Genomic DNA, 14,880 nt, shown 5'->3' with positions numbered 1-14,880 from the left:
GGTGGCCGTAGGCCATCGCGAAGCGACGCGAACGAAGTGAGCGCCCTTGAGGGACCGGCCCGACACGGGGAGACGATGAGACCGGCGGGAAACCACCAAACCCTCCCTGATACCGACCAGCCGGGCCCCGCCCCGGGACCCCGCCGCTCATCGATGATCCCGCCCCCCCCAGCCCTTAGCCCCTCAGCAGCCTCGACTTCGCCGTCGTGAACTCCTGCGGGGTCAGCAGGCCTTCCTTCGCCAGGGCCGCGAGTTGGGTGAGTTCGGCCGCGAGGCCCGGCTGCGCGGTTGGCGCGCGCTCCGGGGCGACAGCCTCCGCCCCCGCCGGTGACGCGGTCGGCTGCGGGTTCGGCTCCCCAGCCCCAGCCCCAGCCCCAGCCGCAGCCGCGTCCGTCCGGTCGGTTCCGTTCTCCCGCGCCGCCACCCCCCAGGCCTCCGCGTCGCCCTCCAGGTCCGCAAGCGCCTCCGCGGCCCCCTCGGTGCCCCCGGTGCCCTCACCCCACCCCGTGCGTTCCCACTCCTCGCGCTCCCGCTCGCGTTCCCGCTCCTCGCCCTGCGTCCACTCCGCCGCGCCCGACGCCCGGCGGAGCAGGCCCTGGAGGAGGGGGTGGCCCGGTGGGCGGGTGGCGGCCGTGACGGTGGGGCCTGCCGGGCGGATGAACATCACGCGACCTCCACCCGTTCCTCGACGCGCTCCGCCGGAATGCGGACCGAGCCCACGATCCGTCCGCCCGCGGCCCGTACGGCGACGGCCGCGTCCTGGGCCCACACGTGCTCGACCACCAGGAGCAGCGCGCAGCTGCCCCGGTCCAGGAGCTCCGCCGCCTCCCGTACGTCCTCCGGTCCGATCAGGCGGGCGACGTCCCGACCGGCCAGCAGGCCGCGGAGTTCCACGTACTCGTCGAACTCGGCCGCCAGGACCTTCCCGCCGGCCGTCCTCGTGGCGACGAGACCGTCGATCAGTCGGACCACGCCGGTCTTGCGCAGGCCCATCACGGCCTCGACGGCGGACACCCGGAGCTGCTCCTCCGGGAAGGCGAGGACGATGAATTCGACTGGTCCCATTGCGCCGCGGCCCTCTTCCCTGACTGACGCCGTCCTGACCGTTTCTGACGACTCTTCGGCACACTATGACATAAGCGGACATACCCTCCGCTCCCTTGCTACGTTTCCTGATATGACCGCCCTGACGGCGAAGGTGACGGACCCCGTTCCGCCCCCGCCCCCCGATGCCCGAGCCCCCAAGCGCCGGGGGATCGAGCTCACCCTCCTCGTCGGCGCGGTCCTGATCTCGGTCCTCGGCTACCTGTCGGTCGGGCTCGCGACCACCGGGCGGATCCCGCGGCCCGCCGCGCACCACGCGGCGGGCCTCGCCGGGGCCGCGCTGCTCGCGCACCTCGCCGTCCGGCTCAGGGCCCCGTACGCGGATCCGCTGCTGCTCCCGATCGCGGCGCTGCTCAACGGCCTCGGCCTGGTCCTCATCCAGCGGCTGGACCTCAGCACCCCCGGCGCGCCCGCCGCCGGCGACCAGCTGCGCTGGTCCGCGCTCGGGGTGGTGCTCTTCGTCCTGGTCGTCCTCGTGCTCCGGGACCACCGGGTGCTCCAGCGGTACGCCTACCTGTCCGTGACGGTCGCCCTCGCGCTGATGCTCGTCCCGGTGTTCTTCCCGGCCGTCAACGGCGCCCACATCTGGATCCGTTTCGCGGGGCTGTCCTTCCAGCCCGGGGAGTTCGCGAAGATCCTGCTCGCCGTGTTCTTCGCCGCCTACCTCGCCGCCAACCGCACCGCCCTCGCCCTGACCGGCCGGCTCCTGTTCTGGAAGCTGCGCCTGCTGCCCGGGCGGGTCCTGGGGCCGATCCTGGCGATCTGGTTGCTGAGCGTGGGCCTGCTGGTCCTGGAGCGGGACCTCGGTACGTCGCTGCTCTTCTTCGGCCTCTTCGTGATCATGCTGTTCACCGCGACCGGGCGGATCGGCTGGATCGCCATCGGGCTGCTGCTGGCCGCGCTCGGCGCCTACGCCGTCGGCGCGTTCGAACCGCACGTGCACAGTCGGGTGGAGGACTGGCTGAATCCTTTCGCCTCCATCGAGCGCGGCGAGGGCCCCGGCCAGCTGGCCCAGTCCCTCTTCGCCTTCGGAGCCGGAGGCCTGCTGGGCGCGGGCCTCGGGCACGGGCAGTCCTTCCTCATCGGCTTCGCCGCCAAGTCGGACTTCGTCCTCGCCACCGCGGGGGAGGAGCTCGGGTTCGTCGGCCTGACCGCGATCCTGCTCCTGTACGGGCTCCTCGTGTCCCGGGGCTTCCGGGCCGGGCTGGCGCTGCGCGACCCCTTCGGTCGGCTGCTCGCCACCGGACTCGCCTCGATCGTCGCCCTCCAGGTGTTCGTCATCGCGGGCGGCGTCACCGGGCTGATCCCGCTCACCGGCATGGCCATGCCGTTCCTCGCCCAGGGCGGTTCCTCCGTCGTCACCAACTGGATCATCGTCGCCCTGCTGGTCCGGCTCAGCGACAGCGCCCGCAGGCCCGAGCCGCAGGAGGACCCCGCGTGATCCGCTACATCCGCTGGTGCGCGTACTTCTGCGCGCTGCTCCTGGTCGCCCTGCTGGTCAACGTCGGTCGGGTGCAGGTCTGGGAGGCCGCCGCGCACGGCGCGAACCCGGCCAACAAACGCCCCGCCATCGACCGCTACGCCGAACCGCGCGGGGACATCCTCGTCGACGGCCGTCCCGTGACCGGCTCCCGGGACAGCGGCCAGGTGCTGCGCCACGAGCGGACCTACACCGAGGGCCCGCTCTTCGCGCCCGTCACGGGCTTCTCCTCGCAGACGTACGGGACGAGCTTCGTCGAACGCGCCGAGGACGCCGTGCTGTCGGGCACCGACCCGGGGCTCTCCGCCTTCCCGCTCTGGTACGACCTCTCGCGCGGACGCCCCGGCGGCGGCAACGCCGTCACCACCATCCGGGCCGCCCTCCAGCGCGCGGCGTACCGGGGCCTGGCGGGCAAGCGGGGTGCGGTGGCCGCTCTCGAACCGGCGACCGGCAAGATCCTCGCCCTGGTCAGCAGCCCCTCGTACGATCCCGGGGTGCTCTCCGGTACCGGCGGGGCGGTGGAAGCGGCCTGGGCGCGCCTGAACGCCGACCCGTCCCGGCCGATGCTCAACCGGGCGCTGCGCGAGACGTACCCGCCCGGCTCCACCTTCAAGATCGTGACGGCTGCCGCCGCGCTGGACGCGGGCGTGGTGACCGACGTGGACGCGCCGACCCGGACGCCGGACCCGTACCCGTTGCCCGGGACGCACACCCTGCTGCCGAACGCGGGCACGGGGTGCGAGGACGCGTCGATGGCGGAGGCCGTGCGGTGGTCCTGCAACACGGTGATGGCCAAGATCGGGGTCCAGGTGGGGCTGCGACGGATGGCCGAGGCGGCGGACCGGTTCGGGTTCAACGACGCGGGCCTGCGGGTGCCCTCGTGGGTGTCGCGGTCCAACTTCGACACCGACATGAGCCAGGACCAGTTGGCGCTCTCCTCCATCGGCCAGTTCAACACGAGGGCGACACCGTTGCAGATGGCGATGGTGGCGGCGGCCGTCGCCAACGGGGGCGAGCTCAGGTCCCCGTACCTGGTGGACCGTACGACCCAGGACGACGGTTCGCAGGTTCGGCGCGGTGATCCGCGTTCGCTGGGCCGGGCGATGAGTCCGGCCACGGCGCTGCGGATGCAGGAGCTGATGGTCGCGGTGGTCGAGGACGGCACCGGGCGCAACGCGGCGATCCGCGGCGCGCGGGTGGGCGGGAAGACGGGCACGGCGCAGCACGGCGTCGGCAACGCCGGCACCCCGTACGCCTGGTTCATCTCCTGGGCCCGCGCCGAGGGGGCGCCGCAGCCGGCGGTCGCGGTCGCGGTGGTCGTCGAGGACGCGGCGGCGGACCGTGGCGGCATCAGCGGCAACGGCGCGGCGGCGCCGATCGCGCGGGCCGTGATGGAGGCGGCCCTGTCGGCGCCACCGACGGACTGAGGCACCGGTCCTCGCGGGCGCGGCCCGCCACGGACGAGCCCTACTCCGCCCCGCCCTCCCGGACGGTCGCCTCGACCTCCTCCGCCCGCTCGCGTTCCTCGGTGGCGAAGCGCTCGCGGTCGAGGGCTTCGGCGATCTCCTCGTCCTGGTTCATCAGCAGGTCCAGGTTGGAGTTGCCCATGTCGAAGACGCCCATGTCGAGGTAGGCCTTCTGGAGGCGTTCGCCCCACAGCCCGATGTCCTTGACGCAGGGCACGATCCGGCTGAACAGCAACTTGCGGAACAGGTGCAGGAAATCGGACTGCTCGCTGAACTCCTCCGCCTCGCGCCTCGGGATGCCGAAGTTCTCCAGCACCTCCACCCCGCGCAGCCGGTCCCGCATCAGGTGGCAGCCCTCGATGACGAACTCCTCGCGCTCGCGCAGTTCGGCGTCGCTCAGCTGCTTGTAGTAGTCGCGCAGGGCCATCCGTCCGAAGGCGACGTGGCGGGCCTCGTCCTGCATCACGTAGGCGAGGATCTGCTTGGGCAGGGGCTTGTCCGTCGTGTCGCGGATCATCCCGAAGGCGGCCAGCGCCAGCCCCTCGATGAGCACCTGCATGCCCAGGTAGGGCATGTCCCAGCGGGAGTCGCGCAGGGTGTCGCCGAGCAGCCCCCCGAGGCTGTCGTTGATCGGGTAGAGCATCCCGACCTTCTCGTGGAGGAAGCGCCCGAAGATCTCCGCGTGACGCGCCTCGTCCATGGTCTGGGTGGCGGAGTAGAACTTCGCGTCCAGGTCCGGTGCCGATTCCACGATGCGTGCCGCGCACACCATCGCGCCCTGCTCGCCGTGCAGGAACTGGCTGAAGTTCCAGGCGCTGTAGTGCCGGCGCAGTTCACCCTTGTCCCGGTCGGTCATCTTCGCCCAGTGCCGGGTTCCGTACAGGGTGAGGACCTCGTCGGGGGTGCCGAGCGGATCGTAGGGGTCCACCTCGATGTCCCAGTCGATGCGCTTGGCGCCGTCCCACTGCTTGTCCTTGCCCTTCTGGTAGAGCGCCAGCAGCCGCTCCCGGCCGCCGTCGTACTCCCAGCTGAAGCGGGCCGAACCGGAGGCGGGGATCTGTCGGACGCCCTCGCCCGGGTCGTTCGTGTAGAGCTCATGCGTCGACACCGACGCCTCCTCGTCTCGCGTACTTCCGTACCGGACCGGACAGTTGGCAGCGTCACACGTTGGTAGACGCGGGGTCAACAAGTCGCGCGCGAGGGATTGACGACCTTGCTGACAGGCAGTCTCATAAGGGGAGACCGCCGGTAACCCCCGACCACGAGGTGCCCGAAGCCATGACCACCGTGACGCAGCGAGCCGTGCTGAGGGACGCCCTCGGCGAGCTGAAGGACCGTGAGCAGATCGCCGAGCGCCTGCTCGAATCGTCGGCCAAGCACTCCTTCGACCCCGACAAGGAACTCGACTGGGACGCCCCCATGGTCGACGGCAAGTACTACTGGCCGCCCGAGCTGCTCTCCCTCTACGACACCCCGCTGTGGAAGCGGATGGGCGAGGAACAGCGCATCGAGCTCTCCCGCCACGAAGCCGCCGCGCTCGCCTCCCTCGGCATCTGGTTCGAGATCATCCTCATGCAGCTGCTGGTCCGACACATCTACGACAAGGCGCTGACCAGCAACCACGTCCGCTACGCGCTCACCGAGATCGCCGACGAGTGCCGGCACTCGATGATGTTCGCGCGCATGATCCAGACGGGCGGAGCCCCCGCCTACCCGGTCTCCCGCGCCAACCACAACCTGGCCCGGGTCCTCAAGACGATCTCCACCACACCCGGTTCCTTCGCCTGCACCCTCCTCGGCGAGGAGATCCTCGACTGGATGCAGCGCCTGACCTTCCCGGACGAGCGCATCCAGCCCCTCGTGCGCGGCGTGACCCGCATTCACGTCATCGAGGAGGCCCGGCACGTCCGTTACGCCCGTGAGGAACTGCGCCGCCAGATGCTCACGGCCCCCCGCTGGGAACAGGAACTCACCCGCGTCAGCTGCGGCGAGGCCGCCCGCGTCTTCTCCCTCGCGTTCGTCAACCCGGCCGTCTACGACAACATCGGCCTCGACCGCCGCGAAGCCGTCGCCCAGGTCAAGGCCAGCGGCCACCGCCGGGAGGTCATGCAGACCGGCGCCAAACGCCTCACCGACTTCCTCGACGACATCGGCATGATGCGCGGAGTCGGCCGGAAACTGTGGAAGAGCTCCGGCCTCCTGGCCTGACGGGCGTCGTCTACGCTGCGTGCATGACCGTACGCGCCTACCGCAGACTGAGCGTCGAGGAGCGGCGTGCCCAGCTCCTCGACGCCGCCCTGTCGTTGTTCGCGCACCGGGCCCCGGAGGAGATCTCCCTCGACGACGTCGCCGAGGCCGCCGGGGTCTCCCGCCCCCTCGTCTACCGCTACTTCCCGGGCGGCAAGCAACAACTGTACGAAGCCGCCCTGCGCTCGGCGGCCGACCTCCTCCAACTCTGCTTCGCCGAACCCCAGGCCGGCCCGCTGACCCAACGCCTGTCCCGGGCCCTGGACCGCTACCTCGCCTTCGTCGACGAACACGACGCCGGCTTCGCCGCCCTCCTCCAGGGCGGCAGCGTCGTCGAAACCTCCCGCACCACCGCCACCGTCGACGGCATCAGGCGCGCCGCAGCCGAACAGATCCTGCTCCACCTCGCCGTCCCGACCCCCGGCCCGCGCCTGCGCATGATGGTCCGCACCTGGATCACCGCCGTCGAGGCCGCCTCCCTGATCTGGATCGACGAGGGCAAGCAGCCGGAGGTCGACACCCTCCGCGACTGGCTCGTCGACCAGTTCATCGCGCTGCTCACCGCCACCGCCGCCACCGACCCGGAAACCGCCGCCGCCGCGCGGGCCGCGCTCGCCCTGGAATCGGCGGACGGCCCGGTCGGCGTCCTCGCGCGCCGCGTGATCCCCGTGGTCTCCGAGGCCGCCCACCTGCTGTGACACTGGAGGGGTGAGAAGCGAACCCACCCCGTTCGAGGGCGGCCCCATGGACGGCCGGGTCCTCCCGATCCTCGTCGGCCCGACCGGCCACCCCCCGAAGTGGTACGAGATCCCCGTCCCCGACGCCGACGGCGGCCCCCCGACGGTCCTCCTCTACGAACGCGTCCCGGCGGGCTACTCGAAGCGCCTGGGCCTCCAGAAGGGCTGGAAGTACGCCTTCACCCCGACGGGCACAAAACCCAAACCCCGCTGGCCCTGGACCAAACCCCCCCGCCCCTGACCCGGCCACCCCTTCCCGGCACCACCCCGTGGCTCCGCCCCGGACCCCGCGCCTCAAACGCCGGCGAGGCTGAGTGGTGCGCCGGGGCGGGCCGGTGGGGCTGGGCGGTGCGACGGGGCCGGAGGGTGGGGCGGTGTCCCGCCACAGGCCCCCGTGGCTCCGCCCCGGACCCCGCGCCTCAATCGCCGGCGAGGCTGGGTGGTGCGCCGGGGCGGGCCGGCGAGGCCGGGCGGTGCGACGGGGCCGGAGGGTGCGGCCGGCTCCCGCCACAGGCCCCCGTGGCTCCGCCCCGGACCCCGCGCCTCAAGCGCCGGCGAGGCTGGATTCGGTCGGGGTCGGGGACGGGGTGGGGTGTCGTCCGGGACTAAAACGTGATTTGTTGGCGCAAGGCGCCGCTCGGCCATCGCAGCCCCTGCCAGGGCGCCATAAATCATGCCCGTCCCGGACGACACCCCACCCCGGCACCGGCCCCGACCCACCCGCAGCCCCCGACCGGCACCGCTCCCGACCCCCACCCCCCGCCCGGTCAGGGCAACGGCAGGGTCAGCACCGCCTCCGCCCCACCCCCCTCCGCCCTCCGGAACTCCAGCCGCGCCCCGATCGCCTCCGCCTGCCCCACCGCGATCGTCAGCCCCAGCCCGTGCCCCTTCCCCCCGCTCCGGAACCGCTGCGGCCCCCGCTCCAGCAGGTAGTCCGGGTACCCGTCCCCGTGGTCCCGTACCGTCACCACGGGCCCGTCCAGCGTCACCACCACGGGCCCCCGCCCGTGCTTGTGCGCGTTCACGACCAGGTTCCCGAGCACCCGCTCCAACCGCCGCCGATCCGTCTCGACGTGCACGTCACGCCGTACGACGACCTCCGTCACCCCCACCCCCGCCGCCCCCCGCACAACCCTCCGCACCAGCCGTTCCAACTGGTGCAGATCGGTCTCGACGACCTCGCTGCGCGAGTCCAGCCGCGAGATCTCCAGCAGGTCCTCCGTCAGCTGACGCATCGTGCGAACCCGCTCCCGCACCAGCTCCGTGGGCCGCCCCTCCGGCAGCAGCTCGGACGCCGCCTGCAACCCCGTCAACGGCGTCCGCAACTCGTGTGCGACGTCCGCCGTGAACCGCTGTTCCCGCAGCAGTTTGTCCTGGAGCGTGCCGGCCATCGTGTCCAACGCCCCGGCCACCGTCGACACCTCGTCCTGGCGCCGCCCCGGATCCTTCGTGCGCGGGTCGTCGACCCGCGCGTCGAGGTCGCCGTGGCTGATCCGCCGCGCGACCGTCGCCGTCTGGTGCAGCCGACGCGTCACCCGCGTCACCGCGAACGCCCCCACCAGCAGGGTCCCCCCGAGGGCCAGCGCCGACGAGCCGATGATCGCGTTGTCCAGGCCGCTGATGGTCCGGGCGCTCTGGCTGTAGTCGACCGCCGCGGCCAGGGCCCGCCCGTCGGCCGGGGCGGCGGCCCACATGACGGCCCGCCCCTCGTAGTCGGCCACCACCGTGCCCCGCCTGCCGCTCACCGCGAGGTCCCGCAGTTCGGGCGGCAACCCGGCCGGGTCCAGCCCGGAGTCGGGCGGCAGGACCTCACCGGCCTCGTACGCCCGCGAGGCGTCGTGCAGCCGGGCCAGGGCCTTGTCCCGCGCCGTCGCCACGGTCTGCCGGGTCACCTCGACGTGCACCAGGACACCCAGCACCGCCGCCAGCGAGCAGCACATCACCACGATGAAGCACGCCGACTTCCACGTCAGCGTCGCCGTCCACGCCGGCAGCCGCACCCTCACCGGCCGCCCGCCCCCGACGGAGACGGCGACATGGACGGCGACGTCGCCGGCGCCGACGAAACGGACGGAGACGGCTTCCGCGAACCCGACACCCCCGGCTGCTTCGCCGGGATCCGGACGATCTGCTCCCGCGTCGGCAGCATCGACCGCTGCTTCGCGTCCCAGGACCACGCGGTGATCAGTTCGTACCCGGGGTTCCCGCTGGGCACCCGCAGGATCACGTCCCGACCGGCGAGTTCCACCGCGACGACGGTCTCGGTGGTCGCCATGATCCGGTTGAGCCGGCCGTCCGGATCCGCCGTGTAGACCCGTACGGACATCATCTTGTCGGGGAACTCGATGCCGATCACGAGCTCGTCCACGCCGTTGCCGGTGAGGTCCCGGTAGTAGGGCGCCAGCACCGGGCACTTCGCCGGGTCCGACCCCTCCTTCCCGCAGGCCAGCACCGCGGCGGCGGTCTCGGGGTACATGCCGTCGGGCCCCACGGAGGTGTCCGGGTACGCCCGCAGTTCCGCCTGGACCAGGGCCACGGGGTCGACCGCGTGGACGTCCTGGTCGGCGACCGGCGGGAAACCCGGTACGTACTGGGGCGGCGCGCCCCCGGGATCGGCGGGCGGTACGTCGGCGCCCCGGCGCTCCGGCCACAGGTGTACGGGTCCGCTCGCCGTCGGGGTCGGCCCGGCCGGCACCAGCCCGCCGGTGTTGCCGCACCCCATGACCAGCGGCAGCAGGATCGCCGCCAGGAGCAGCGGCCGGCCCGCACGACGCGGCGTGCGCGAGCGGCCCGGGATCACGGGTACGGCCACGACGGCAGGGGCTCCTCTCCGCGCCACGAAGGCGGCGTCGACGGTCGGTATCCCGTCAACCTTATGCAGAGGTACGCCCCATTTGTCGATCGGTCCACCCTGCACACCAGCCCCACCGTGCACACCGGCCCCACCCCTGACACCGGCGCCGCCCCGCACGCCGCCCCGGCCCCGCCCGCGGCGACCGCCCCGGGGCTCAGCCCGCGGAGCGCCCGCGCCGCAGCATCGCGAATCCCAGTCCGGCCGCGCCGACGGCGGCGATCCCACCGCCCGCGGCGAGCAGCAGCACGCCCTCACCGGGCCCGTCGGCCAGGGTGTGCAGCCGCAGCGCCTCGGCGGTACCGGCGGCCCCGCCCGACCCGGACCCGCCCACCCGGGACCCGTCCGCGTCCACGCGCTGCGCCGACGCGGGGACCGCGTGCCCGCTGCGCGTACCGGTCTTGTGCCCGCCCGCGTCCACCGCGCGGGCGTCGTCCCCGGGGCGGGTGTCACCGACCCAGGAGGTGAGCCGGCCGTCGGGCAGCAGGGCGGCGCGCAGCTCGCCGCTGCTGCCGAAGCCGGTGGCTCCGGCGCGGCTGGTCAAGGTGGCCACGGTGACCCCGGCCCGCTGGATGTCGGCCTGGTACGCGTCCTGCGCGAGCCGGTACACCCTGGCCGTCGACCGGCCGTCCGCCAGGGCGACGCTCTTGACCAGCGTCCGCTGCGTCGAGGAGGCGGCCGGTGCCGCGTCGGCCAACGGATCCGCGGACGCGGCGGTGACGGTCAGGGCCGGCAGGCCCGCGGCGCACGCGGTCACGACGGCGACGCGGACGAGGGTGCGGCGGCGGGCGGAGTTCACGCGATTCCTTCGGGGCAGTTCGGATCCGGTGGGTCCCGGGGTCCGGTGGGTTCCGGGGGAGCCCGGACAGGCCAAAAGTAGCCGGCGGCCGTTGCGGTACGGCGGTGGTCTTGTAACAGCGGGGCGGCAGGGACCCGACGGAGTCGTTACACAGTCGAGGGATTGCCCCGCGGCCCGCCTCCTGCTCCCATGGAGGGCGGGGGTGAGGACGATGCGGGGACTGCGAGTGCTGCCGAGCGGCCGACCCGGTCGCGGCCGGCTGTACGTCAACGGACCGGACGGCCGGGCGGTGGCCTGGTACGACCGGCAACCCAACCGGGTCAGCCTGCTGGCCGGCGACCAGCGCGAGGCGGTACTGGCCGCCCTGCGCCCGTACCTGACCGGTGATTGGACGCTGGGGCCGCCCCCGGTTCCCACCGCCGCCGATCTGCGCCGCCTGGTGCTCGCTCCGGACGAGGACCTGGCCCCGAACCGGCCGGGGGAGACCCTGATCGGCGAGCTGACCCACGGTTCACCCGGCAGCCGGGCCCGGCACCGGATGCGTCAGGACCTCCAGGCGAGGCAACGGACGGGCGCCGAGTTGGAGGCCCTGGAGGCGGTGGACTGGCGGGCCGTGCACGACGTGCCGATCCCGGGGTTCGGCCTGCTGGACCACCTGCTGATCGGCCCGCCGGGGGTGTTCGCGATCCTGTCGGTCCCGGGGCGCCGCCAGCGCGTCCACATCGGTGACCTCCAGCTCACGGTGGGCCGTTCCGAACCGCGCCCGGATCCCCGCCGGATACGCGGCGCGGCCGGCCGGGCGTCCAGGGCCCTGTCCGCGCCGATCGTCCCGGTCCTCGTCGTGGCGGACGCCTCCCGGTTGGACGTCGCCCCGACCCTGCGGGACGTCCGCGTCCTCCAGCAGGCGACTGCCGTCACCGCCCTGGCGGAGGCGCCCGTCACCCTCAAAGTCCCGGACATCGAGGCCCTGTTCACCCTCGGCCGCGACCTCGGCACCTGGCGGGGCGCCCACGCCGGGTGACGCAACCCGGGCCCTGTCCGGCCGGCCCGGCCGGACAGGACCGGCCGGGGCGCGCCTGGGTCGCGCCGCGACCGGTCGGGGCCGGCCGGTCGCGACCGGTCGGTCAGGCCGAGGCCTTCTTGCGGGTGGGGGAGGCCTGCTGGGCTCCGGCCTTCGCGGCTCCACCGCTCTTCGCCGTGGTCTTCGCGGCGGTCCTGGAAGCGGCCTTCGCGGTGGTGGCCTTTCCCGCCGTCGCTTTCTTCCCCGCCGTCGAAGTGGTCTTCCTCGCCGTCGACTTGGTGGTGCCCGCACCCGCTCCCGTGGCCTTCGCGGACCCGGTGGCCTTGGCGGTTCCCGCGGTCGTCTTCACCGACCTGGCCGTCTTCGTGCTCCGACCCGCACCCGTACCCGTACTCGTACCCGCAGCCGCCGTCGTCTTCCGGGTGGCCGTCGACGCCGTCGACTTCTTCCCGCCGACCGCCTTCGGCGCGGCCGCAGACCGCCGCCGGATCGGTGTCACCTCGGCCGGTTCCGCACCGGACTCCGCACTCGGCTCCGCGTCCGGCTCCACGTCCGGGCCGGCCCCGCCGCGGGAGGCCTTGGCCGCCCGTACGCTCTTCTCCAGTGCCGCCATCAGGTCGATCACCTGGCCCCCGGCCGGCTCCGCCACCGTCTCCGACGGTTCGAACGCCCCGCCCGCCTTCGCCGTGATCATCGCCTCGACGGCCTCCCGGTAGTCGTCGTGGAGCGAGGCCATCTCCACTTCCCCGAGCGTCGCCATCAGCGCGTCCGCCAGGTCGAGTTCGGCCTCCCGGACCGATACGTCGGCCTCCGGGGCCACCCCTTCCGGGACCCGGATCTCGTCCGGCCACAGCAGTCCGTGCATCGCGATCACGTCATCGACGACCCGCAGCATGCCGAGCCGCTCCCGCCCCCGCAGCGCGTACTTGGCGATGGCCACCTTCCGGCTCCGCTTCAACGCCTCCCGCAGCAGCGTGTACGGCTTCGCGGCCGTCGGGCCGTTCGCCGCGAGGTAGTACGCGGCGTCCATCTGCAACGGATCGATCTCCTCCGACGGGACGAACGACATGATCTCGATCGTCCTCGCCGTCGCGATCGGCAACTGCGCCAGGTCCTCGTCGGTGATCGGGATGATGGCCCCGTCGGCCTCCTCGTACCCCTTGCCGATGTCGGCGCCCGACACCTCCTCGCCGTCCAGTTCGCACACCTTGCGGTAGCGGATCCGCCCGCCGTCGGCGAGGTGGATCTGACGGAAGGAGATCGAATGGCTCTCGGTGGCGTTCACGAGCTTGATCGGAATGCTGACCAGGCCGAAGGAGATGGCCCCGTTCCAAATGGATCGCACGGTTCCTCCTGATTCGTGGCAATCTCATCCTATGACGCCGATCACCATGGTGGAGGGGCGTCGCATCGCCCTCAGCAACCTGGACAAGGTCCTGTACCCGCGGACCGGCTTCACCAAGGGCGAGGTGCTGCACTACTACGCCACCGTCGCGGACTCCCTCCTCCCGCACCTCCGCGACCGGCCCGTCTCCTTCCTGCGCTATCCGGACGGGCCCGACGGCCAACTGTTCTTCACCAAGAACCCGCCGCCCGGCACACCCGACTGGGTGCGCACCGCCCGTGTCCCGCGCTCCGAGGACGAATCGGCCGAACAGGTGATCGTCGACGACCTGCCCACCCTCATGTGGGCGGCCAACCTGGTCGTCGAGCTCCACACCCCCCAGTGGACGGCCGGTCGACCCGCCGTCGCCGACCGGATGGTCCTCGACCTGGACCCCGGGCCGCCCGCCGGCGTCGTCGAATGCTGCGCCGCCGCCCTCTGGCTGCGCGACCGCCTCGCCGCCGACGGTCTGCGCTCCTACGCCAAGACCTCCGGTTCGAAGGGCATCCACCTGGCCGTCGCCCTGGAGCCCACCCCGTCCGAGCTGGTGTCCGCGTACGCGAAGGCCCTCGCCCAGGAGGCCGAACGCGCGCTCCCCGAGTTGGTCGTGCACCGGATGGCCAAGGCACTGCGCCCCGGCAAGGTCTTCGTCGACCACAGTCAGAACGCCGCCGCCAAGACGACGGCCGCCCCCTACACGCTGCGCGCCCGCGAGCTGCCGACCGTTTCCGCGCCCGTCTCCTGGGAGGAGGTCGACGCCTGTCGGACCGCCTCCGACCTGGTGTTCCTCGCCGACGACATCCCGCCCCGGCTCGCTCAGGACGGCGATCTCCTCGCGCCGCTGTTCGATCCGGCCCTGACGGGGAGGCTGCCGTGACCGCGGCCACCGGGCCCGTACGGGTCGCTCTGGCCGCCGCCGTACGGACCCTGCCGCGCGGGGCGGGTCTCGCGTACGAGCCGAAGTTCGACGGGCACCGCATGGTCGTCGTGCGGACGGCGACGGACGTCCTGCTCCGGGCCCGCTCCGGCCGGAACGTGACCCCTGCCTTCCCCGACCTGGCCGCCGCCGCCCGCCTGCTGCCCGCCGGGACCGTCCTGGACGGGGAGGTCGTCGTCTGGCACGCCGGCCGCACCGACTTCGCGCTCGTCCAACGGCGTGCGGCGGCCGCCACCGCCGCCCGGGCCGCCGTGCTCGCGCAGAGCCTGCCCGCCTCGTACGCGGCCTTCGACGTACTGGAGCTGGCCGGGCTGGACGTGCGCGGCCGCCCCTACGAACGCCGCCGGGCCCTCCTCGTCGACCTGCTGCTCCCGCTCGGGCCGCCGCTCCAGCCGGTCCCGATGACCACCGACCCGGAGCTGGCCGAGACCTGGTACGAGACCCTGCCGGCCAGTGGCATCGAGGGCCTGGTCGTCAAACGGCTGGACCAGCCCTACCCGGCCGGGCGGCGCGCCTGGCGCAAACTCCGCCACACCGACGTCCGGGACGCGGCGGGCATCGGCTACACCGGCACCCCGGCCCGCCCGGTGGCCCTGGTCCTGGTCCTGCCGGGGGAGGAGGACGAGGCGCCGCTCGTGTCGAGCCCGCTGGCGGCCGGGCTGCGCACGGAGCTGGCGGCCGCGGTGGCCGCCCGAGCGCGGACCGCCCCTGCCGGGGCCACGGTCACCGCCATCGGGCTCGGCGAGGTGCCGTACCGCCCGCTCGATCCGCCCCTGGCCGCCGAGGTCCGCCACAGTTCGGCCCGCCACCCGCCGCCCGAGGTGCTGCGGCTGCGAACGGACCTCTGACCCGCG

At 73.2% G+C, this 14,880-nt stretch carries 15 protein-coding genes; 8 read left to right on the top strand and 7 right to left on the bottom strand.

Going from position 1 to position 14,880, the window contains the following annotated elements:
- Positions 1 to 175: 175 nt before the first annotated feature.
- Both ACZ58N_RS04320 and ACZ58N_RS04315 read right to left on the bottom strand, forming a co-directional pair.
- Positions 176 to 664, bottom strand: a complete 489-nt coding sequence (locus ACZ58N_RS04320; RefSeq protein WP_471155463.1) for a hypothetical protein — start codon at positions 662 to 664, stop codon at positions 176 to 178.
- Positions 664 to 1,065 carry a DUF6325 family protein gene (locus tag ACZ58N_RS04315; protein WP_471155461.1) on the bottom strand — a complete coding sequence of 134 codons (402 nt, stop codon included), beginning with the start codon at positions 1,063 to 1,065 and terminating at the stop codon, positions 664 to 666. The genes ACZ58N_RS04320 and ACZ58N_RS04315 overlap by 1 nt, the downstream gene beginning before the upstream one ends.
- A gap of 112 nt (positions 1,066 to 1,177) precedes the next feature.
- On the opposite strand from ACZ58N_RS04315, the gene ACZ58N_RS04310 reads away from it, so the two are divergent.
- On the top strand, positions 1,178 to 2,545 hold the full coding sequence (locus tag ACZ58N_RS04310) for an FtsW/RodA/SpoVE family cell cycle protein (RefSeq protein ID WP_471155460.1): 1,368 nt from the start codon (positions 1,178 to 1,180) through the stop codon (positions 2,543 to 2,545).
- Positions 2,542 to 4,011, top strand: coding sequence for a penicillin-binding transpeptidase domain-containing protein (locus ACZ58N_RS04305; RefSeq protein ID WP_471155457.1), 1,470 nt, complete (start codon positions 2,542 to 2,544; stop codon positions 4,009 to 4,011). The genes ACZ58N_RS04310 and ACZ58N_RS04305 overlap by 4 nt, the downstream gene beginning before the upstream one ends.
- A gap of 40 nt (positions 4,012 to 4,051) precedes the next feature.
- On the opposite strand, the gene ACZ58N_RS04300 is transcribed toward ACZ58N_RS04305, so the two are convergent.
- Positions 4,052 to 5,158, bottom strand: coding sequence for a ferritin-like domain-containing protein (locus ACZ58N_RS04300; RefSeq protein WP_471155454.1), 1,107 nt, complete (start codon positions 5,156 to 5,158; stop codon positions 4,052 to 4,054).
- Between the two features lie 170 nt (positions 5,159 to 5,328).
- On the opposite strand from ACZ58N_RS04300, the gene ACZ58N_RS04295 reads away from it, so the two are divergent.
- Genes ACZ58N_RS04295 through ACZ58N_RS04285 form a run of 3 tightly spaced genes read left to right on the top strand, consistent with a single transcriptional unit; the run spans position 5,329 to position 7,275 of the window.
- Entirely contained in the window at positions 5,329 to 6,258 is a 930-nt protein-coding gene (locus ACZ58N_RS04295; RefSeq protein ID WP_471155453.1) for an AurF N-oxygenase family protein, read from the top strand.
- A gap of 23 nt (positions 6,259 to 6,281) precedes the next feature.
- Positions 6,282 to 6,995, top strand: a complete 714-nt coding sequence (locus ACZ58N_RS04290) for a TetR/AcrR family transcriptional regulator (RefSeq protein ID WP_389706024.1) — start codon at positions 6,282 to 6,284, stop codon at positions 6,993 to 6,995.
- A 10-nt stretch (positions 6,996 to 7,005) separates the two neighbouring features.
- Positions 7,006 to 7,275, top strand: coding sequence for a hypothetical protein (locus ACZ58N_RS04285; protein ID WP_471155450.1), 270 nt, complete (start codon positions 7,006 to 7,008; stop codon positions 7,273 to 7,275).
- Positions 7,276 to 7,801: 526 nt separating this feature from the next.
- Here the strand turns inward: ACZ58N_RS04285 and ACZ58N_RS04280 are convergent.
- From ACZ58N_RS04280 to ACZ58N_RS04270, 3 genes are all read right to left on the bottom strand, one after another.
- The gene (locus tag ACZ58N_RS04280) at positions 7,802 to 9,040 is read right to left on the bottom strand and encodes an ATP-binding protein (RefSeq protein ID WP_471155448.1); all 1,239 of its coding nucleotides are present in this window, start codon (positions 9,038 to 9,040) and stop codon (positions 7,802 to 7,804) included.
- Positions 9,037 to 9,846 (bottom strand): hypothetical protein, encoded by an 810-nt coding sequence (locus ACZ58N_RS04275; protein ID WP_471155446.1) that lies wholly within the window; start codon positions 9,844 to 9,846, stop codon positions 9,037 to 9,039. Before ACZ58N_RS04275 ends, ACZ58N_RS04280 begins: the two co-directional genes overlap by 4 nt.
- A 196-nt stretch (positions 9,847 to 10,042) precedes the next feature.
- A complete protein-coding gene (locus ACZ58N_RS04270; protein WP_471155444.1) occupies positions 10,043 to 10,684 on the bottom strand; it encodes a hypothetical protein in 642 nt (213 codons plus the stop codon).
- A 211-nt stretch (positions 10,685 to 10,895) separates the two neighbouring features.
- Between ACZ58N_RS04270 and ACZ58N_RS04265 the strand changes: the two genes are divergently transcribed.
- On the top strand, positions 10,896 to 11,705 hold the full coding sequence (locus ACZ58N_RS04265; RefSeq protein ID WP_471155441.1) for a nuclease-related domain-containing protein: 810 nt from the start codon (positions 10,896 to 10,898) through the stop codon (positions 11,703 to 11,705).
- A 103-nt stretch (positions 11,706 to 11,808) separates the two neighbouring features.
- On the opposite strand, the gene ku is transcribed toward ACZ58N_RS04265, so the two are convergent.
- On the bottom strand, positions 11,809 to 13,050 hold the full coding sequence (ku, locus tag ACZ58N_RS04260; protein WP_471155439.1) for a non-homologous end joining protein Ku: 1,242 nt from the start codon (positions 13,048 to 13,050) through the stop codon (positions 11,809 to 11,811).
- A gap of 31 nt (positions 13,051 to 13,081) precedes the next feature.
- On the opposite strand from ku, the gene ligD reads away from it, so the two are divergent.
- Both ligD and ACZ58N_RS04250 read left to right on the top strand, forming a co-directional pair.
- Positions 13,082 to 13,966 (top strand): non-homologous end-joining DNA ligase, encoded by an 885-nt coding sequence (gene ligD / locus ACZ58N_RS04255; RefSeq protein ID WP_471155436.1) that lies wholly within the window; start codon positions 13,082 to 13,084, stop codon positions 13,964 to 13,966.
- Complete coding sequence (locus tag ACZ58N_RS04250) at positions 13,963 to 14,874, top strand: ATP-dependent DNA ligase (protein ID WP_471155433.1); 912 nt, start codon at positions 13,963 to 13,965, stop codon at positions 14,872 to 14,874. The genes ligD and ACZ58N_RS04250 overlap by 4 nt, the downstream gene beginning before the upstream one ends.
- Positions 14,875 to 14,880: the final 6 nt, after the last annotated feature.

This window comes from Streptomyces sp. NPDC040432 (assembly GCF_055595445.1).
This window is presented reverse-complemented; position numbering and strand designations above follow the sequence as displayed.

Coding starts and splice junctions, on each gene's coding strand:
- ACZ58N_RS04315 (WP_471155461.1), bottom strand. CDS start 1,065: ATGGGACCAGTCGAATTCATCGTCCTCGCCTTCCCGGAGGAGCAGCTC.
- ACZ58N_RS04290 (WP_389706024.1), top strand. CDS start 6,282: ATGACCGTACGCGCCTACCGCAGACTGAGCGTCGAGGAGCGGCGTGCC.
- ACZ58N_RS04310 (WP_471155460.1), top strand. CDS start 1,178: ATGACCGCCCTGACGGCGAAGGTGACGGACCCCGTTCCGCCCCCGCCC.
- ACZ58N_RS04265 (WP_471155441.1), top strand. CDS start 10,896: ATGCGGGGACTGCGAGTGCTGCCGAGCGGCCGACCCGGTCGCGGCCGG.
- ligD (WP_471155436.1), top strand. CDS start 13,082: ATGACGCCGATCACCATGGTGGAGGGGCGTCGCATCGCCCTCAGCAAC.
- ACZ58N_RS04320 (WP_471155463.1), bottom strand. CDS start 664: ATGTTCATCCGCCCGGCAGGCCCCACCGTCACGGCCGCCACCCGCCCA.
- ACZ58N_RS04295 (WP_471155453.1), top strand. CDS start 5,329: ATGACCACCGTGACGCAGCGAGCCGTGCTGAGGGACGCCCTCGGCGAG.